Genomic DNA, 20780 nt, shown 5'->3' with positions numbered 1-20780 from the left:
TATAAAAACACGCTATGATAGTACAAGAAACATATACACTTAATAATAAAGTTCAAATTCCAAAATTGGGTCTGGGTACCTGGTTCATCGATAACGATGCCGTGGTGCAGGCCGTAAAAGATGCCATAGACCTTGGGTACAGACATATTGATACTGCCCAAGCCTATCAAAATGAAGAAGGCGTAGGTAAAGGCATCAAAGAGAGTGGGGTAAATAGAAGCGAATTGTTCGTGACCACCAAATTGGCTGCAGAAGTAAAATCCTATGATGAAGCCGTTGCTGCTATTGATAAATCATTGGAAGTAATGGGATTGGATTACATTGATTTAATGATCATCCACAGTCCAAAACCATGGCAAGATTTTCAAGGAGAAGAACGATTTTTTAAAGGAAACTTAGCAGCATGGAAAGCTTTGGAAGAAGCCTACGAAGCTGGTAAGCTAAAAGCCATTGGATTGTCCAACTTCGAAATCGAAGATATTCAAAATATTTTGGATAATGGTACGGTAAAACCAGCTGTGAACCAAGTATTGGCACATATTTCCAACGTGCCCGAAAAGACCATCAAATTCTGTGAAGACAATGATATTTTGGTGGAAGCCTATTCCCCGATCGGTCACGGAGAATTGTTCAAAAATGATGATGTGGCTGAAATGGCCGAGAAATATGGCGTATCCATTCCGCAATTGGCAATCCGTTTCGATTTGCAGTTGGGGTTGCTTCCCATACCAAAAACTGCCAATCCAGATCATATGAAGGGTAATGCCCAATTGGATTTTGAAATCTCGGATGGTGATATGAAAACACTTCAAGAAATGGAAAAAATAAAGGATTACGGCGAAGCCAGTAAGTTCCCTGTATTTGCCTAGGAACTAAGTCAAGCGTAGAATGGGATGCTGCGGGCCCGATGAAAAGGGTTCGTGGCTCTCATAATCAATTGTTTTAAAAATTTTAGAGAAGAAGAACAATAAAAAATACCATATATGAAAATCTTTAAAAACGGGGAAATCCCATCCATGAAAGGACCTGAAGATTGGTTCACAGGAGATGTGATTGTAGACCCATTGTATCAAAATGTTGAAAATGTAACCAAAGGGGCAGCAGCCTTGGTAACCTTTGCTCCTGGCGCAAGAACCGCATGGCATACGCACCCAGCAGGTCAAACTTTAATCGTGCAATCAGGATTGGGTTGGATTCAAAAAGAAGGTGGACCCATTGAAGAAATTCGTCCTGGGGACATCGTGTATTTCGAACCGAACGAAAAACACTGGCATGGAGCTTCTGCCAATAAAGCCATGAGTCATATCGCTGTTCAAGAAGAAGTAAATGGTGAGGTGGTGACTTGGATGGAAAAAGTGTCTGACGAACAATATTCAAAATAAGAAGATGCCACATTTTCAAATTAACCTGCTTGAGGGAAAATCCGAAGAGCAGAAAAAGGAGCTGGTTGCCGAAGTAATCAAGGCAGCCCAAAAAGTTGTGGGTATGGGAGACGATTCTTATTCCGTTGCACTTGAGGAGTACAGTACAGAGGAATGGAAAAACGAAGTATACCCCAATAAAATTATGGCAAACGAGGAAATCTTGGTTAAAAAGCTAGGGTATACTATGTAGATTTAACTTGTTGCAAATACTTTGGAGACAAGCCAAAAATAAAATTGAAAAAGAAAATTAGACTTTGGGCAACGGGGAAACTCGATTGCCCAAAGTTTTTAAAAGAAGAAAATGATGAGCACAATATCAAAAACCCTAACAACTGAAGAGATTGAACAAATCGGAAAGAACGATGATTTTCATATTTCCGTTTTGCATGAAGATGGGGAAACTTATGGAACTTTAACTTGGATTTGGTCTGTGGAGGTAGAGGGTAACCTCTATGTGCGTGCCTACAACGGAGTAAACTCCAGGTGGTACAAATCAGCCTTAAAGCAAAAACAAGGTAAAATTAAAGCTGCTGGAATGGAACGAAAAGTACGCTTTGAACCTGTTGATGGACCCTTGAATGAGAAAATAGACCAAGCCTACCGTGATAAATACAGTTCTAGTCCATATTTGGGATCCATGATCAGCGATAGGGCCAAAGCGGCAACCATGAATGTATTTGGACTTAACTAAATTCATGTTGAAAGAAAGACAACAAGGGCTTGTAGCCATATTAACGGCCAATATAATTTTTGGACTGAACACTCCAGTGACCAAAGAACTCATGGACCATTGGATGTCGCCAATTGGTTACACCATTACCCGAATGTTTTTTGGTGCAGCTTTGTTCTGGTTGGTAGGTCTTTTTTTGAAGTCTGAAAAGGTGGATAAAAAGGACATGTGGACCATGATCATAGGTGGACTCATGGGATTTATTGGTACGCAGTTACTCTTTTCACAAGCCCTCGAATACACTACCCCAGTCATCTATTCTTTGCTGATGGCCTTGACACCCGTAGTGGTGTTGATATTATCCGCTATTTTTTTAAAAGAGGGGATACCATCTCGGAAAATATTGGGCATCATCATAAGTATTTCGGGAGCAGGATTGATCATCTATCTAAGTGGGAGTGGAGGACCTACTGGAAGCAATAACGGATTGGGCATTTTGTTGGCAATTTTGTGTGTGTTCTGCTATGCAGGGTATCTGACTTTGACCCGCAAAATTTCCATGAAATACAACCCGATTACCATTGCCAAATGGATGTTTTTGGTTTCGGCCATTGCGGCATTACCACTAACTTTTAATGGTGGATTGGAGCATCAAGAAATCTATTCCGAAAGTGGAACAGTTTGGGCCTATTCTTTGTTACTGTTCTCCCTATTATTCTCCACGACTTTGGCATTTTTTCTGATGCCCTATGCCCTAAAACGGTTGGAAGCAAGTACCGCAAGCATCTTTATGAACCTACAACCGATAGTTGCCTCAGTGGTCGCGATTGCAGTAGGTCAAGATAGATTGACATGGGACAAACCTTTAGCGGCATTTTTGGTGATTTTAGGGGTTTATTTAGTAACTTATAAGAAGCGAAAGGAAGTTGCCCCAGCTTAAAGAAAAATCAAATTTTAAAAATAAAAAGCGAGAAATTATGGAAACAACTTTAGCAAAAGCCTATGGAACAGAATCGGCCGAAGCGCCGATTAAATCCATGGATATTAAACGAAGAGACACATTGGCCAACGATGTGGAAATTGAAATTTTATATTGCGGTATTTGCCATTCCGATTTGCATGCCGTCCATAACGATTGGGGAGCTACGGCCTATCCTATCGTACCAGGACATGAAATTGTCGGTCGAGTAACTAAAATTGGAGACGAAGTCACCAAATTTAAAGTAGGTGACCTAGCAGCCATCGGATGTATTGTGGACAGTTGCGGGCATTGTACCCAATGCAGCCATGGAGAGGAACAATTCTGTGAAGAGGGTTGGACCTTGGTTTTCAACGCACCCGATAAACATATTGGAGGGGTAACCTATGGTGGTTTTTCCGGGAAGATTGTAGCGGATGCCGATTACGTGTTAAAAATGCCCGAATTTGATGATTTAGCTGCTGCCGCACCACTTTTATGTGCAGGGATTACAACCTATTCCCCATTAAAACATTGGAAAGCAGGTCCAGGAAAAAAAGTAGGTATTGTAGGGATTGGTGGTCTTGGACATATGGCCATTAAAATTGCCAAAGCGATGGGCGCAGAGGTTACCGTATTCACCACCTCACCATCCAAAGTGGAAGATGCCAAAAGATTGGGAGCGGATCATTCCGTTTTGTCTAAAGATGCAGAACAAATGAAAGCTCAATCTGGTTTTGATATGATTTTGGATACGGTTTCCGCCAAGCACGATGTAAATCCGTATTTAAATAGTTTGGCTGTGGATGGTAGCATGGTGTTGGTTGGATTGCCCAATGAGCCTTTGGAAATTGGTGCCTTTAGCGTGGTGAACGGCAGAAGAAGTTTTGCAGGATCTAATATTGGAGGGATTGCCGAGACGCAAGAGATGTTGGAGTTTTGTAAAGAACACAACATTACCGCTGATATCGAAGTCATTGCACCAAACCAAATCAACGAAGGTTTTGAACGTTTGGAAAAAGGTGATATCAAATACCGATTTGTAATTGATATGAAAGCTTAGCATTCAAACTATATCCATTTCAACAATTTAGAACGGCACCCTGATTATCTAGGTGCCGTTTTTTTGTGGGAAATAAAATTGAAGTATACTTGTTTCATTTAAAAGTGTTATATTGACACTTTAAATTGATTAATCAAACTATTGCACATGCTAAACCGCAAATCCACCTTTGTTTTGTTTGGCCTCTTTTTGATGGCTACTTCCATTTTTGGTCAAGATGTATTCATTTCCAATACCGAGAATAGAAATTTCACCAGTTTAAATGGGAAATGGAAATTTGTTTTAGATCCTTTTCAAACTGGGGGAATGGGTGGAATGCCCGTTTATAAAAATTACCAGCCCAAGGATAAATCCGATAGGGTAGAATATGGTTTTGATAATGGAAAGAACCTTTGGGTGCCTGGAAGCTGGAACATTCAATATCCAGAGCTTACCTATTTTGAAGGAAATGTGTGGTACCGAAAAACATTTGATAAACCAGATAGGACTGAGGGCAAACGTTACTTTGTGCATATAGGGGCTGCAAACTATAAAACCACGGTTTCTTTTAATGGCGAAATTCTAGGTCATCATGAAGGTGGATTTACCCCATTTTCTTTCGAGGTAACGGATTTATTAAAAGAGAAGGACAACTTTTTAATTGTTGGGGTGGACAATGCCCGTGCTGCAGATAATATTCCATCAAAAGTTTCGGATTGGTTTAATCATGGGGGAATCACCCGCGATGTTAAGTTGATTGAGGTGCCTTCAACCTTTATCAATAATTATTTTCTTTCGCTAGATAAATCAACACTAAAGCAGCGCAGCAAAACAATCCAAGGCAAATTGGAGCTCGTTGGTGAAAATAGACCCAAAACTGCTCGAATTCTTATTCCTGAACTAAAATTGAATCAGGAGTTCGAGGTAAATGCAGATGGTCCAACAGAATTTTCTATCAACACAAAAGGTTTGGAATTATGGTCGCCGAAAAATCCTAAACTATACGAAGTCACTTTAGTGGCAGGTAATGACACCATCGGTGATCAAATTGGTTTTAGAACCATTGAAGCGATTGGAAAACAAATTGTATTGAACGGTGAACCTATATTTTTAAAAGGTATCTGCTTGCACGATGAAAACCCACTTCGAAAAGACCGCGCAAACTCTATTGAAGATGCTGAGTTGGTTTTGGGATGGGCGCAAGAATTGGGCTGTAACTTTTTAAGATTGGCACATTACCCGCATCAAGAAAAAATTGTGAGGTTGGCTGATAAGTTGGGGATTCTACTTTGGGAAGAATTGCCTTTGTATTGGGGAATTCAATGGGATAACCCAGAAGTATTGGAAAAAGCCAAGAAACAGTATGCCGAAATGATCAACCGCGATTATAACCGCGCGAGCACCATTATTTGGTCCATTGCCAACGAAACGGCATCTATTCCAGACCGAAATGCCTTTTTGGGAGAATTGGCCGATTATATAAGATCCATGGATGATACCCGATTGTTATCCGCAGCAATCAAAAAGGACCAAGAATTGGATGGGCACCCCGATAGTGTGTACACCTACAATGACCCTTTGATTGAAAAACTGGACATCATCAGTTTAAACGAATATTTGGGATGGTATGGTGGAGCCCCCGAGGAGACTCGTGGTAAATCATTTGAATTTGGTTTTGAAAAACCTGTAATCGTGAGTGAATTTGGGGGTGGAGCCTTGCAGGGTTATTATGCGGATAAGCAAACCAGATGGAGTGAGGAATTTCAAGAGCACCTATACAAAGAGAGTTTAGCCATGTTCGATAAAATTGACGGACTTTCAGGAATGGCTCCTTGGATACTTGTGGATTTTATGTCACCATTACGCCAATTACCCGATGTACAGGATGGTTGGAACCGAAAGGGGCTCATTTCAGAAAAAGGCCAGAAGAAGAAAGCCTTTTTTGTGCTACAGGATTATTACAAGAAGAAATAACCACTTTTAAAGTGGTCGAAAACAAAAAATGGCAATTGAAAAATTGCCATTTTTTTATTCAAAGTTGAGTTAGTTATTATTTGAAAAGTCGTTGGGCGAATATGGTTAAATAGTCTCTCCAGTTGTTCCAAGTATGTCCACCTTTGGTTCCCACAAATTCGTATTTCATGCCCAAGTTGTCCATTTTGGTTCTAAAATCCTGATTTCCTTTAAGGATCATATCCATGTCATCTTCCCCAATGGCCATCCAGTACAATTTGTAACCGTTGTCCATTTGTTGTTTTAGTTTTTCATCTTGGTTTTCATACATGGTTGAGGTTACATTTCCCATGCGAACACCTAAAGCAGAAGAGAAAAGTCCGATATAATCAAAAGTATCAGGATAGTTCAATGCAATATTGGCCGTATGAAATCCACCCATGGACAGTCCTGCAATCGCACGACCTGCTTTAGAATCTTTAGTTCGATAGTTATTTTTGATGAAAGTCATCACATCGCCAAAGGTTTCCTCGAACTTACCATCCATGGTATTGGGTAACATAAAAGTGATTTTAGGGAATCCTCTACTACCATTCCCAGGTGACGCTTGTTGAAATACATTTCCATTGGTCATCACCACGATCATAGGTTCTGCTTTTCCTTGCGCAATTAAGTTGTCCATTATTTGAGCCGCTCTACCAGAACCCAACCAGGCTTCTTCATCACCTCCCACACCATGCAATAAGTAAAGTACTGGATAATCTTCTGTACTATTTTCATATCCGTTAGGCGTATAGACAGCCATTCTACGTTTTTTATCATTTCCAGGAGAATCGTACCATCGATAGGCCACAGTACCATGGGGCACATCTTGTACCTTGTACATATCGGCCTTACCACCTTCAACCAAGAAAATATTGGAAAGGTTGCTCACATCTCGAATCGCGTAGGAGTTGGATGGGTCCAATGTACGAACACTATCCACAGAGAAATTGTAGCGATAAAGTTCCGAAGGCAGCAAAGGGGTTGTATAAGTCCAAAGACCTCCTTCGCCTTTTTCCATTTGATAGGTAATGGGGGCAAAGGCATTGTCACCATCCAAACTACCTGATACACTTACGGATTGTGCCAATGGTGCCTTAATTCGAAAGGTTACGGTTTTGTCAGGGTTGATTTCAGGAGAAACTAATGAAGGTTCATTAAAAAGATCTTGCTGTGCATAGGATGTAAATGCCATAAGGCCCAATCCCAAGATCATCAGTGCATTTTTCATGTGTATGGTGTTTTTAAGTTTTTACCTCAAACTGAGGGTTATTTAAGTAATGTTTTACGGAATAAGGTTAGGTAAAGCCGTGAACCTAACTGTATCTCATTATTTCCAACGTTTTCGTTAAAAGTAAATGGATATTACTGCTAATGTCGTGAAGTATGAGATTAATCATCTACCCATATTACTGAATTGCCTACCTGTTTTACGGATATAATCTTTTTACGGAATGGAACAGAACAGTACAGAACAGAATAGTTCCACTCTAACATTAACTTAACATTGTAATCGAACATTTGTCTTTTTGGCAATAATTAGGGGCTCGAATTCTGATTTTGCCATTTATATCAATTCGATTTTGATTATTAATTAACTAAAACAAACTATGAAGACTAAACAAACACTTTGGTTAATGGTTCTTCTTTGCACAGTTCTCTGTGGCTTTACGGCCAATGCACAACAGAGGATTACTGTAAGGGGAACTGTTAGTGATGCCGAAACTGGTCAGCCCTTGCCGGGGGTTACCGTTCTTGAACAAGGCACGACAAACGGTACAAGTGCGGATTTTGATGGAAATTATTCCATTGAGGTCAATTCGAATGCAGTATTGACATTTTCTTCTGTTGGTTATGCTGCCCAAAACATTTCAGTAAACGGAAGGTCACAAATCAATATTAGTATGGCTATAGATAGCCAACAATTGGATGAGGTTGTGATCGTTGGTTATGGTACCCAGACCAGTAGAAAGGTTACAGGTGCTGTTCAACAGATTGATTCTGAGGAACTTGCAGATATTCCTGTACCGCAGGTTACCCAAAAACTTCAGGGTAGATTGGTAGGGGTTCAGATCAATCAAACAACTGGTAAACCTGGACAAGGAATTCAGGTAAGAGTTCGTGGTCAGGCTTCCATTTTGGCGGGCAGTGATCCACTTTATGTGGTGGATGGTTTCCCAATTGTTGGGGACATCAGCTCTATTAACCCTGATGAAATTGAAAGCATTTCTGTTTTAAAGGATGCGGCGTCTACCTCTCTTTATGGTTCTAGAGCTGCTAATGGTGTGGTTTTGATCACTACCAAATCAGGTAAAACAGAACAAGGAGGATTTTCCATCAGTTATTATGGAGGTGTTCAGGCAGTTCCACAAAAAGGACGTCCTGACTTAATGAACGGTACTGAGTTCGCCCAGTTTAAAAAGGAATCTTTTGAAGATTTGGGACTTCCAGTTCCTGAGCCATTCCAAAACCCAGAACAGTATGGTGAAGGTTACAACTGGTACGATGCCATGTTTAGAACCGCTCCAATCCAAAGTTTGAACATTAACTGGAATGCAAGAGGAGAGCGTTCTTCAGTTGCTATCGTGGCAGGGGTGTTCAATCAAGAAGGGGTAATGGTTAATTCAGACTTTAAAAGGTACTCTTTAAGAGCTAATTCTTCCTTTAAATTGAATGATCAATTGAACTTGGGAGTTTCTGTTGCACCAACGTACTCAATCGATAACTTGCCGAGTTCCGATGGTGCTTTTTACGCAACAAACGTTAATGCAGGTATTCCTGGTGGATTGGTGACCAATGCAATGCAAACCTGGCCAATCCTTCCTTATCAAAATGAGGATGGTTCTTTACCCTTGACGGCTTGGATTCCAGGTATCAGTGCGTTTCCAACACCAAACTGGTATCGCGCGGCAAAGGAAATCACCAATGAGACCAAATCGCTCAGAGTATTGGGTAATGTTTTCTTGGAATATCAACCTATCGAAGGTTTGCGCTTAAAAACTTCCATTAATGGAGATTTCGGGAATTCATCTTTCTTCAATTTTAGTCCGTCAACATCATCAACAACATTTGCGGCATTGCCTCCAGCAATTCCTACTTCCATCAGAAGAGAAAGCAAATATTTAAGCTGGTTGAACGAGAACACTGTAACCTATGCCAAATCATTTGGGGATCATAATTTCGAATTGCTGGGTGGTATGTCTTTCCAGAAATATGAAGCAGATAATTCTCAGTTGTTTCTTTCCAATTTCCCAGATGATAGGGTAAGAACTATTCAATCTGCACTAAACATTGATCGTACAAGATCGTTCAACAACATTAACGAGTGGAGTTTAACTTCCTTCTTCTCAAGATTGAACTACGATTACAAAGGAAAATATTTGGTGACTTTTGCTTTGAGACGTGATGGTTCTTCACGATTTGGATCTAACAATCGTTGGGGTAATTTCCCATCTGTATCTGCAGGTTGGGTATTCTCCGATGAGTCTTTCTTGGAAAACACGGATTGGTTGACTTTTGGTAAAGTAAGAGCCAGTTATGGTATTATTGGTAACAACAATATTGGTAATTATACTCAGTACGCTTTAGTAGACAACTCTTTGAACGCTGTTTTCGGAAACTCCATATCGAGTGGTGCTGCGGTAACCACCTTGGGTAACTCCAACTTGGGCTGGGAAAAAACCAAACAAATTGACCTTGGTCTTGATTTAAGATTCTTCGATGACCGTGTAGAGTTCATTTATGATTACTACAAAAAGAACACAACCGATTTATTGTTTAACGTAAACATTCCTCAAGAATCAGGTTTTACCAACTTTAATGATAACGTGGGTGAACTTGAATTCTGGGGACATGAATTTGCGATAGTAAGTAGAAACATTGCCAAGGAGAACTTTACCTGGAATACCAACTTCAACATTGCTTTTAACCGGAACAAGGTAGTTTCCTTAGCTGAAGGTGTTGATAGAATTTTTGCAGGTGGTGGTTATGCTGCTATTACCCGTCCAGGCGAGCCTTTAGGCCAGTTCTGGGGATTGATTCACGATGGAGTGTATGACAACCAACAAGAATTTGATAGCTCACCAAAAGCTGTTGAATCTCAAGTAGGTACCATAAAATTCCAGGATGTGAACGGTGATGGTGTGATTACTTATGGTAATGAAAATGATGATAGAACCGTAATAGGTAATCCATTTCCTGATTACATCTTTGGTCTGACAAACGATTTTAGGTTTGGAAATTGGGATGCGAGTGTTGTAATCTCTGGTTCTGTTGGAAACGATATTGCGGTAACAAACGATCAGGGTACAACCAACTTGGATGGGGTGTTCAACGTATTGAGAGATGTAAAAGACCGTTGGAGATCTCCAGAAAATCCTGGTAGTGGACGATATGGTAAAACTACTGGAGCTACTTTCATGGAAAGAGACTGGTTCAGTTCAAGATTTATTGAAGATGGTAGTTATTTGACCGTTAAGAACATTTCTTTAGGGTATAGCTTCCCTGTGAAGGAAACATCCTTCTTAAAAAAGGCAAGACTTTATGCTTCAGTTCAGCAAGCATTTGTCTTAACCGGTTATAGAGGGGTTAACCCAGAGATTAGTACTACAACCCAAGGACAGCAATCAAATGCATTGGCGTTGGGTTATGATTGGGGTGCATATCCTGTTCCGAGAACATACACTTTAGGCTTCAATCTTTCATTCTAAAAATATTGTCATGAGAAAAATAATAGGAATAATAACACTAATAGCGGCGGGGACATTTACCTCATGTTCCGAGGACTTTTTGCAGCTCCCGCCCGAGGATTCGTTGAGTCAAACGATATTCTTTCAAACGCAAAGCGATTTTGAGCAAGCCATAAATGCCACTTATGGCCCCTTGCGTGATCTATATAATACAGGAGGAAATAGTCAAGGTGCTTGGGGCATGGGTGAGCTAACCTCAGATAACACCTACTACAAATACAACCCAAACTATAGGGCGGTACAAGATGGTGAATCCATTGCAGATTTTTATGTAAACGATGGTAATGGAACAATCAGTATTAAATACACCAACAATTATTTGATCATTGCCCGAGCCAATCAAATTTTGGCCTTGATAGACGAAGTTGAGTTCGATGACAATGCTGTAAAGGATAACGTCAAAGGTCAAGCCTTATATCTGAGAGCATTAGCATATTTTGATTTGGTGCAATTTTACGGTGATGTTCCTTTGCATTTGGTACCAACAACAGGTCGTGAAGATGCAGCTTTACCACTTACGCCGGCAACTGAAGTTTATACCCAAATAATGAATGATGTTGGTGAAGCAATTAGCTTGTTACCTGTAAAGTCAGCACAAGAAGCGGGAAGAGCAACACGTGGTTCTGCCCAAATGTTGCTGGCCAATGTGTACATGGTTCAGGAAAACTGGGCCAGTGCAGAATCAACGTTAACAAGTTTGGTAGGTTCAGGAGAGTACGATCTATTAGGTGATTACGCTAATGTTTTTGATTTGAACAACAAGAATAGCGTTGAATCTATTTTCGAAGTCCAATTCTTGGAAGGAACCGAAGGATTTGCCAGTACATTCCCTTATAATTGGATGCCTGAGCCGGTAACTGCAGAGCAGGTAGCCCAGATTACAGGAGTACCAAATTCACAAGCATCAAACCAACAAGGTTTTAACATTCCAACTCCAGATTTATTGGAAAGCTATGAAGATGGTGATTTAAGAGAAACAGTTTCCATTGATAGTATTGATACTGATGGAACCTATTACCCATATATCAAAAAATTCTGGACACCACATTCAACTCCTGGTATTACAGGGGTTAACTGGCCAGTGTACCGTTATGCAGAAGCATTGTTGTTCATGGCTGAGGCGGTGAACGAACAGGGTAGACCAGGTGATGCAGAGCAATATATTAATGCGGTGCGCACACGTGCTGGACTTCCAGGAATTACAGGAGTGGACCAAGCAACTATGCGACAAGCCATTATGGATGAGCGTAGAGTTGAATTGGCATTTGAAAATAAGCGATGGTTAGATTTGGTTCGTACAGGTACTGCGCAGGCAGTAATGAGCGCTTTTGGGGATCGAGTAAAAGCAAATCCTACGGATTATTATTTCCCAGAAGGATTTGGACCACCCGCAGCGGCATTTACAAACATTTACGAACTCTTCCCATTGCCTGCTGGTGAGGCATTGTTGAACCCTAACTTTTAAAATGCCCAAAGTTTGAGTTTCGAGTTAGTTTTGATTCATCTTTCCCGGTATGCGTGCAATACCGGGAAAGTGTTTTTTAGATACTTACCCTTTTAATTGAACAAACACAAATCCTAGGGACCCCTTAATATGAAAACACAAACCATTTTAAATAAAGTATTTCTGTTTCTGTTGACGTCCGTAGTGATTTTGGGATGTAACTCAGAACCAGCACAAGAGCAGATAGATGTAGCAGCCTTACAAGAAGGCTTTGAAAATCCCCCGAATGAAGCAAAACCGAGAGTTTGGTGGCATTGGATGAACGGAAACGTTACCCAAGAAGGAATTAAAAAAGATTTGGAATGGATGGAACGCACGGGTATTGGTGGGTTCCACAATTTCGATGCAGGTTTGGCAACACCAGAGGTCACGGAGAAGAAACTTGTGTTCATGACCTCCGACTGGAAAGAGGCCTTTAAACTTACCACAGACCTTGCCATAGAAAAAGGCATGGAAATGACCATCGCAGGATCTCCAGGGTGGAGCGAAACAGGAGGCCCATGGGTTCCTGTGGAAGATGGCATGAAAAAATATGTTTGGACCGAAACACGGGTCCAAGGCGGACAAACCTTTAACGGGGAACTATCCCGACCCGCCGATAATATTGGAAACTTTCAGGATGTACCAACCGAATCTGGTGGTGTACTGGGAGGGTTTATTGGGGAACAACCAAAATATTACAACGACGCTCGGGTATTTGCATATAAAATACCAGAAAACGAAAAAACACTACAACAACTTCAACCTAAAGTCACTTCTTCGGGCGGACAATTTTCATTGGACCAATTAACGGATGGGAATCTACATCAATCCACCTATTTACCACCTAAAAAAGTAGGCGAAAAAGCTTGGATTCAATATGAGTTCAATGAACCAGTAAGTTTTAGGGCTTTGTCCATCGTTGGGGCATCCCCAGCCGCGATGAGTGAATTTCAAGGAAATCCCAACAATAGAATATTACAAAACAGCACTAATGGAGTTGATTTTAATGACGTTTTGATTGTTCCTGGTTCAACGGTACCCCAAAACACAGTGGGTTTTGCACCAGCAACAGCAAAATATTGGAGATTGACTTGGGAAACATTGCCACCCACTATAAACCCATTTTTAGCCATGATCGGAATACCTGCTTCCGCAGAACCTGTAGGAGTGGAAGTCGCCGAATTTCAATTGTACACCAGTGACCGCATCGACAAGTTTGAAGATAAAGCTGGATTTAGTCCATGGAGGGAAGATTCACCTTCTTTTATGGCGAGTAACGCAACGGTTACCGATTCTGAAAATGTTATTGATCTAACGGGTCAAATGGATGCAGAGGGGAATCTAACTTGGAATGCCCCCGAAGGTGAATGGGTTGTCGTTCGAATGGGATATTCTCCAACGGGACGTCAAAATCACCCTGCCTCACCAGAAGCAACTGGTCTCGAGGTGGATAAATTGGATGAAGAAGCCGTTAGAAAATACATTAATTACTATTTAGATTTATATCAGGATGCCACAGGCGGGCAAATGGGAACAACAGGGTTGGGTTCCATTATTTTAGACAGCTACGAAGCAGGTTTAATGACTTGGACCCATGACTTCCCCGAAGAATTTGAGGCAAGAAGAGGTTATTCTATTTTAAAATGGTTGCCTGTACTAACTGGTCGTGTGGTAAATAGTGTTGATGAAAGCGAAGCATTTCTATGGGATTTCCGTAAAACGATTGGCGAAATGATCGTGGAAAACCACTATGAAATCATAGGCGAAGAATTGCACAAAAGGGGCATGAAACGCTACACCGAATCGCATGAAGGAAGGCGAATCTTCTTGGCAGATGGAATGGACGTAAAACGCAAATCAGATATTCCAATGAGTGCCATGTGGACACCAGGCAGTTTTGGTGGTGGAAATGATGAGGAAGTGCGCAGCGAAGCAGATATCAGGGAATCAGCATCTGTGGCCCATATTTATGGGCAACCCTATGTGGCAGCGGAATCCATGACTTCCATTGGCAAATCATTTGTACATACCCCAGAAAAATTGAAGCGCACGGCCGATCTTGAAATGGCCTCTGGCTTAAACCGATTTGTAATCCATACTTCGGTACATCAACCATTGGACGATAAAATGCCAGGATTCTCCTTGGGGCCATTTGGTCAGTATTTCACACGACAAGAAACTTGGTCTGGAGCAGGAGCAAAGGCTTGGATTACTTATTTGGCTCGTAGCTGCTATATGTTGCAACAAGGTACTGCAGTAGCAGATGCATTGGTTTATTATGGTGAAAATTCAAACCTAACTTGGGAGTTTCGGGATGAATTACCGAACATTCCTGGGTATTCCTACGATTTTGTAAATGCTTCTGCCTTAAAAGATGCCTTTTCAGTTGAAGATGGGAAATTGGTTTCTCAAGGAGGAACTTCGTATCAACTTTTGGTTTTGCATAAAAGTGCCAAAGAAATGACCCTTTCAACCCTTAAAAAATTAAATGAATTGGTTCAGGCTGGTGCAAAAGTTACGGGAACCAAACCAGAAAGGTCACCAAGCTTGGCAGACGACCCTGAAGAATTCAAGGCTTTGGTAGACCAACTTTGGTCCAGTGAAAATGTAAAGGATGGAAGGCCTGCTGAGGTTTTAAATGGAATGGGTATTGTTCCAGATATGAAAGTTGAAAAATCCCAACAGGAAGTACTATTTGTCCATCGCAATTTGGGCAATTTGGATATGTATTGGGTGGACAGCCGTAGCGAAGAAAACAATGCGGCACAGCTTAGTTTTAGGATTACTGGAAAGGCACCAAAAGTTTGGCACCCACAAACAGGTGAAGTGCTCGATATTTCATGGAGGGTAGAAGATGGCAGAACCATCATACCTGTTGATTTTGCCCCTTGGGAAGCATTTTTCATAGTCTTTGAAGAGGAGACCAGCGAAACAGAACACGTGGTTCCAGATTTAAAACATAATGAATTGTTGACTGTTTCAGGGCCTTGGCAAGTCAATTTTCAAGAAAACCGAGGAGCTCCAGCATCAGCAACCTTTGAAACTTTGACATCATGGACCGAAGATGAGGATTCGGGCATTAAATATTTCTCAGGTACAGCAACCTATACCAATACTTTCGAAATAAGTGAAATACCAGCATCGGGCAAAATGGTTTTGGATTTGGGAGAAGTAAAGGATGTGGCTGAAATCACATTGAATGGCAAAGATTTGGGAACACTTTGGAAAATGCCTTTTGTGGTTGATGTTTCTGAAGCAATTGAAACAGGAAAAAACAATCTAGAAATAAAAGTAACCAATGTTTGGGCCAACAGATTGATTGGTGATGCCCAGCCCAATGTTGAAGAAAAAATAACCTATACCACCATGCCCTTTTATCGGGGTGAGGAACCACTTTTACCGTCAGGTTTGTTAAGTGAGGTCAAAATCTTGCATCAAGATTAGGTATGGCGTAAATTGATTATCGAAATACATTATAATCATGAAAAAGTCATTATTAATAGTTCCGTTGGCGATGGTAGTACTGTCGTGCAACACCAAAAAGGAAGAAGAAACAGCCAAAACGGATTCCCAACAAGTGGAAGAATGGCTGTCGCAAATGACCTTGGAAGAAAAGGCCAGTATTGTAGTGGGGAATGGGATGAACATGCCAGGGGGAGATGCCCCCATTGGCCAGTCCAAAGACAAAGTAGAAGGCGCTGCAGGAAGCACTTTTGCAGTGAAACATCTCGGAATTCCGTCCTTGACCTTGGCAGATGGACCAGCAGGGCTGCGCATTAGCCCAACCCGTGAAGGTACGGATGAAACTTTTTATGCAACCGCATTCCCGATTGCCACCTTATTGGCATCTTCATGGGATACCGAATTGGTGAAAGAAGTAGGAAATGCAATGGGCGAGGAAGTTAAGGAATACGGTGTGGATATTTTATTGGCACCTGGAATGAACATCCATAGAAACCCGTTGGCAGGTAGAAATTTTGAATACTATTCCGAAGATCCTTTGGTAACGGGTAAAATGGCAGCTGCCATGGTCAATGGAATCGAATCCAATGGTGTGGGAACCTCGATCAAGCACTTTGTTGCCAATAACCAAGAAACCAATCGTATGCAGGTTAATGCTGTGGTCGGAGAACGAGCGTTGCGGGAAATTTATCTGAGAGGTTTTGAAATAGCGGTAAAAGAATCACAACCGTGGACCGTGATGAGTTCCTACAACAAATTGAATGGAAAATATACTTCCCAGAATAGGGAGCTTTTGGAGACTATTCTTCGTGATGAATGGGGATTTGAAGGACTGGTAGTGACCGATTGGTTTGCAGGCGACGATGCTGTGGAACAAATGAAAGCAGGAAATGATTTGATCATGCCAGGTAGTCAAGCTAATAGGGAAACTATAATGAAGGCAGTTGAAGAAGGTAATCTGAGTATGGAGCAATTGGATGAAAATGTTAAACGCATTCTCAATATTGTTCACCGTTCACCAGTAAACGAGGATTACGCCTATTCCAATAAGCCAGACCTTAAACAACATGCAGAAGTGGCCAGAAGAGCCGCATCTGAGGGTACTATTCTTTTAAAGAATGATGACGGTGTACTTCCATTACAAACCGATGGTTTAAAAATCGCAGCCTTTGGAAATGGTTCCTATGAGTTTGTAGCTGGTGGTACAGGAAGTGGTGATGTAAACGAAGCCTATGTGGTTTCATTAGTCGAAGGTTTATCCAATGCTGGAATTCCTGTAGAACCATCATTGCAAGAGGTATATGAAGCTTTCATCGCTGAAGAAAAAGCAAAACTTCCCGAAAAGGAATTTTTCTTTTCGTTGTTACCTCCAATAAACGAACGTCCACTTCAAACCAGCGAAGTAACGGATATTGCTAGTAAAACCGATATTGCTTTGGTCACGTTGGGAAGAAATTCTGGTGAATTTCAAGACAGACAAGCTCCAGGAGATTATTACTTGACAGATGCAGAATTGGATATGATCGATAAAGTTTCCAAAACCTATCATGCCCAAGGTAAAAAAGTGGTAATGCTTTTGAACATTGGAAATGTGGTGGAAACGGCGAGTTGGAGCGATAAAGTGGATGCCTTGGTATTGGCATGGCAAGGTGGTCAAGAAGCTGGAAATGCCTTGACCGATGTGTTGACAGGAAAAGTAAATCCTTCAGGGAAATTAACTACGACTTTTGGCATCAAATACGAGGACAATTTTAGCGCAACCGACTTTCCAGGAGTTGAGGTGCCAGGTGCTGAAGAGGTACGTATGGGCCCTATTTCCATGGGTAAACCTTCCGAAGCAGAATATAACGACGGCATTTTTGTGGGGTATCGTTATTATCAATCCAACGATTTGCCTGTAGCCTATCCATTTGGATATGGTCTTTCCTATACAACTTTCGGATACAGTGATTTCTCTTTGGATAAAACTGAATTTCAAGAAAATATTTCAGCAACCATTACTGTGACCAACACAGGTGATGTTGCAGGAAAAGAAGTTGTGCAATTATATGTTTCCGCACCTGGGGAAAGCATGGAAAAACCTAAAATGGAACTAAAAGGATTTGCCAAGACCAAAGTTTTGGCGCCAGGGGAGTCACAAACAATAACCATTTCCTTAAATGGAAAAGACTTAGCCTCTTTTGATGCGGATAAAAATGCATGGATGGTTGAAGCTGGGGATTATACCGTAAAAATTGGAGCATCTATCTTGAATATAAAAGATGAAAAAGGGTTTGCCGTTCCTTCCGAAATAGAAGTTGAAAAAGTGAACGACGTTCTTCATCCAGAAAGTATAATGCCAGAAAGCTAATTAAATATTTGGTCAACAAAATATGAAAATAAATAGATTCACTCAAATAACATCCATTGTAATGTTGTGCACTTTTTTGGGCATTTCAACTAGCAACGCACAACAGATAATTGAGTTAAAAAGTACTCCAGCGCCAGACGATATGGTTTGGGAAAAATCCGAGCAAATTATCGCTACGCCGAATGGTGACGAAAATATTGTAGCCAATGTTTCGGTACCAACCCTAACGGTCTATTTACCTTCCAAGGAAAAAGCCAATGGTACCGCCATGGTCATTGCTCCTGGTGGAGGATTTCATATGTTGGCCATCGACAATGAAGGGACCGAAGTCGCCAAATGGTGCGTGGAGCATGGCATTGCCGCCTTTGTGTTAAAATACAGATTGGTGCCTACATCGGGGGACCCCGTTGCGGAATTCAGACAAAAAATAAGTACCATGGGCAGTGCAGAAATGGACAAGCTAATTACGCCATTGGTAACATTGTCTAAAGCAGATGGATTGGCAGCTATCAAATATGTTCGAGAAAATGCTACGGATTATGGCGTACAGTCCAACAAAATTGGAATTATTGGATTTTCGGCGGGCGGAAGCGTTGCAGGGGCAGCAGCTTATGAATACACCTCTGCAGCTGACCGTCCAGATTTTGCAGCACCTATTTATCCTGCTTTGCAAGTAGTAGACACTTCAAGCTTACCAGAGAATCCCATGCCCATGTTTATAGCTGTAACTGGGGATGACTTTTTTGGGTTTCAATCCCTGAGTATTGAAGCTTTTCAGCAATGGAATACTGCGAAGCAGCCAGTGGAACTTCATATGTATGAAAAAGGGGGACACGGTTTTGGCATGAGAAAACAAGGACTGCCGTCTGACCAATGGATCAATGCATTTGGTGCTTGGTTGGATCAACATGATTTTATCGAATTCAAAATATAAAACAGACAAACCATTTAAATGAACACAAGAAGAAATTTTATTAGAACAGTTGGGGCATCATCGGCATTGATGTTTCTTCCAGGTACCATGTTGCCTTTTGGATATAACCGATGGGATATTCCCGAAGAATGGGTAGAAGCCGAAATCTCAAAAGGAAAAATAAAGGGAATGCGCTCCGCAGGCGTTAATATTTTTAAAGGTATTCCGTATGCAGGAAAAGTATCTGGTGACCGAAGATTTCGTCGACCAGGTCCTTTAGTAGCATGGACAGGAGTTCGCGATACTTACGAATTGGGACCACCAGCCATTCAAGGACCACGAAGAGGAGAGCCTGCCCCAGCCGAAGACTGTTTGTTTTTGAATGTCTGGACCCCTGCCAATGATGGTAAAAAACGTCCGGTGATGTTTTATAGCCATGGTGGAGGATTTGTAATCGGTTCAGGAGGTTCAGGAGGTCAAGATGGCGCCAATTTGGCCCGTAATTTTGATGTGGTGGTGGTGCAGACCAATCACCGTTTGGGAATGCTCGGCTTTATGTATTTGGATGAATTGGGAGGTGCTGAGTATGCCGGTTCAGGAAACATGGGACTTTTGGACATTACCGAGGGTTTAAAATGGGTGAATGAAAATATTCATGTATTTGGTGGTGACCCGAATAATGTGATGATCTTCGGTGAATCGGGTGGGGGAGCAAAAACTTCTTGCTTGTATGCTATGCCAGAGGCGTCACCGTTTTTTAATAAAGCATCAATTGAAAGTGGCCCAGGAGTTCGCATGATGACCAAGGATATGGCCGCCAAAAACACCGAATTGGTGCTCAACGAATTTGGTTTCACAAAAAACAATTGGAAAAAATTGTTGGAAGTGCCGACCGATGAAATTTTAAGGGTTCAAGCAAAAATTCCATTTGTTCCACCATTTCAAGAAAAGAAAAATACTGGTGGTTTAACCGAACCTGCTGTAGGTGGGTTTGGCCCAGTGGTGGATGGAATCGTTTTGCCCAACCATCCTTTTGACCCAACCGCTCCAAATATTTCCAAGGACAAACCTTTGATGGTAGGCTGGAATGAGGATGAATATACCTTTTTCGCTTGGGAAAGAAAGGACACGGAATTTGCTACCCTCGATTTTGATGGGTTAAAATCCAGATTGGAACCTCAGTTTGGAGCCGATACGCCAAAAGTGATTGAAGCTTACAAAAAGGCAAGACCTGAGGCTTCTCCTGCTGATATTTTTGTAGCGGTTTCATCCATTGTGATGATGGGCTTGGGTTCCGTTGAAATTGCTCAACGAAAAGCCAAAGAAGATGGAGCACCCGTATACTTGTACAATTTCGGGTACAAATCTGAAAAGTTGATTCCAGGTACGGATTATCCGATGGGAACTCCGCACGCGATGGATATTTCGTTCAAGTTCAATAACGAACAACCACCAAAAGATGGTGAGCCGGACCGTCCAAGCTTTTTTGGAGGAGGAAGACCTGAACGCTTTACGGCTTCGCACAATATGGCTGCCTATTGGACAGGGTTCGCCAAAACAGGTACACCTCATGCAGAAGATTTACCAAAATGGCCTGAGTATAATTTAAATTCTAGACCTACCATGCGTATTGATACGAAATGTGAGGTGATTGATGATAGATTTTCACAAGAACTTGCCATGTGGAGGGAAATTGGAAGATTACCATAGAAACAAGGATTGAACATAACAC

Annotated in this window: 14 protein-coding genes; 13 read left to right on the top strand and 1 reads right to left on the bottom strand. The window is 41.4% G+C overall.

Going from position 1 to position 20780, the window contains the following annotated elements; all coding sequences use genetic code 11:
• Positions 1 to 14 precede the first annotated feature (14 nt).
• The 7 genes from BLQ18_RS15630 (at position 15) to BLQ18_RS15600 (ending at position 6068) form a co-directional block, all read left to right on the top strand.
• Positions 15 to 869: an aldo/keto reductase gene (locus tag BLQ18_RS15630; protein ID WP_090298882.1), complete on the top strand. Its 855-nt coding sequence runs from the start codon at positions 15 to 17 to the stop codon at positions 867 to 869.
• Between the two features lie 114 nt (positions 870 to 983).
• On the top strand, positions 984 to 1382 hold the full coding sequence (locus BLQ18_RS15625) for a (R)-mandelonitrile lyase (protein ID WP_090298880.1): 399 nt from the start codon (positions 984 to 986) through the stop codon (positions 1380 to 1382).
• Positions 1383 to 1386: 4 nt separating this feature from the next.
• Positions 1387 to 1614, top strand: a complete 228-nt coding sequence (locus tag BLQ18_RS15620) for a tautomerase family protein (protein ID WP_090298877.1) — start codon at positions 1387 to 1389, stop codon at positions 1612 to 1614.
• A gap of 111 nt (positions 1615 to 1725) precedes the next feature.
• Entirely contained in the window at positions 1726 to 2115 is a 390-nt protein-coding gene (locus tag BLQ18_RS15615; RefSeq protein WP_245668162.1) for a DUF2255 family protein, read from the top strand.
• A 4-nt stretch (positions 2116 to 2119) separates the two neighbouring features.
• Positions 2120 to 3034, top strand: coding sequence for a DMT family transporter (locus BLQ18_RS15610; protein WP_175443790.1), 915 nt, complete (start codon positions 2120 to 2122; stop codon positions 3032 to 3034).
• A 37-nt stretch (positions 3035 to 3071) separates the two neighbouring features.
• Positions 3072 to 4115, top strand: coding sequence for an NAD(P)-dependent alcohol dehydrogenase (locus tag BLQ18_RS15605; protein WP_090298989.1), 1044 nt, complete (start codon positions 3072 to 3074; stop codon positions 4113 to 4115).
• Positions 4116 to 4262: 147 nt separating this feature from the next.
• On the top strand, positions 4263 to 6068 hold the full coding sequence (locus BLQ18_RS15600) for a glycoside hydrolase family 2 protein (RefSeq protein WP_090298869.1): 1806 nt from the start codon (positions 4263 to 4265) through the stop codon (positions 6066 to 6068).
• Positions 6069 to 6144: 76 nt separating this feature from the next.
• Here the strand turns inward: BLQ18_RS15600 and BLQ18_RS15595 are convergent, their stop codons facing one another.
• Positions 6145 to 7320, bottom strand: a complete 1176-nt coding sequence (locus BLQ18_RS15595) for an esterase (protein WP_090298866.1) — start codon at positions 7318 to 7320, stop codon at positions 6145 to 6147.
• Between the two features lie 379 nt (positions 7321 to 7699).
• Here BLQ18_RS15595 and BLQ18_RS15590 point away from each other — a divergent pair, with 379 nt between their 5' ends.
• The 6 genes from BLQ18_RS15590 to BLQ18_RS15565 all read left to right on the top strand — a co-directional run bounded on the left by BLQ18_RS15590 (position 7700) and on the right by BLQ18_RS15565 (position 20758).
• Entirely contained in the window at positions 7700 to 10798 is a 3099-nt protein-coding gene (locus BLQ18_RS15590) for a SusC/RagA family TonB-linked outer membrane protein (RefSeq protein WP_245668161.1), read from the top strand.
• A gap of 10 nt (positions 10799 to 10808) precedes the next feature.
• Entirely contained in the window at positions 10809 to 12302 is a 1494-nt protein-coding gene (locus BLQ18_RS15585) for a RagB/SusD family nutrient uptake outer membrane protein (protein ID WP_090298863.1), read from the top strand.
• 129 nt (positions 12303 to 12431) lie between these two features.
• Positions 12432 to 15767, top strand: coding sequence for a glycosyl hydrolase (locus tag BLQ18_RS15580; RefSeq protein ID WP_090298855.1), 3336 nt, complete (start codon positions 12432 to 12434; stop codon positions 15765 to 15767).
• 37 nt (positions 15768 to 15804) lie between these two features.
• Positions 15805 to 18135 (top strand): glycoside hydrolase family 3 N-terminal domain-containing protein, encoded by a 2331-nt coding sequence (locus BLQ18_RS15575; RefSeq protein ID WP_090298852.1) that lies wholly within the window; start codon positions 15805 to 15807, stop codon positions 18133 to 18135.
• Positions 18136 to 18157: 22 nt separating this feature from the next.
• Positions 18158 to 19069 (top strand): alpha/beta hydrolase, encoded by a 912-nt coding sequence (locus BLQ18_RS15570; RefSeq protein ID WP_090298849.1) that lies wholly within the window; start codon positions 18158 to 18160, stop codon positions 19067 to 19069.
• An 18-nt stretch (positions 19070 to 19087) separates the two neighbouring features.
• The gene (locus BLQ18_RS15565) at positions 19088 to 20758 is read left to right on the top strand and encodes a carboxylesterase/lipase family protein (protein ID WP_090298846.1); all 1671 of its coding nucleotides are present in this window, start codon (positions 19088 to 19090) and stop codon (positions 20756 to 20758) included.
• Positions 20759 to 20780: the final 22 nt, after the last annotated feature.

It is taken from the genome of Flagellimonas zhangzhouensis (assembly GCF_900102925.1).
Taxonomy (GTDB): domain Bacteria; phylum Bacteroidota; class Bacteroidia; order Flavobacteriales; family Flavobacteriaceae; genus Flagellimonas; species Flagellimonas zhangzhouensis.
The sequence above is the reverse complement of the archived record's forward strand: the minus strand, read 5'-3'. Positions and strand labels throughout refer to the sequence as shown.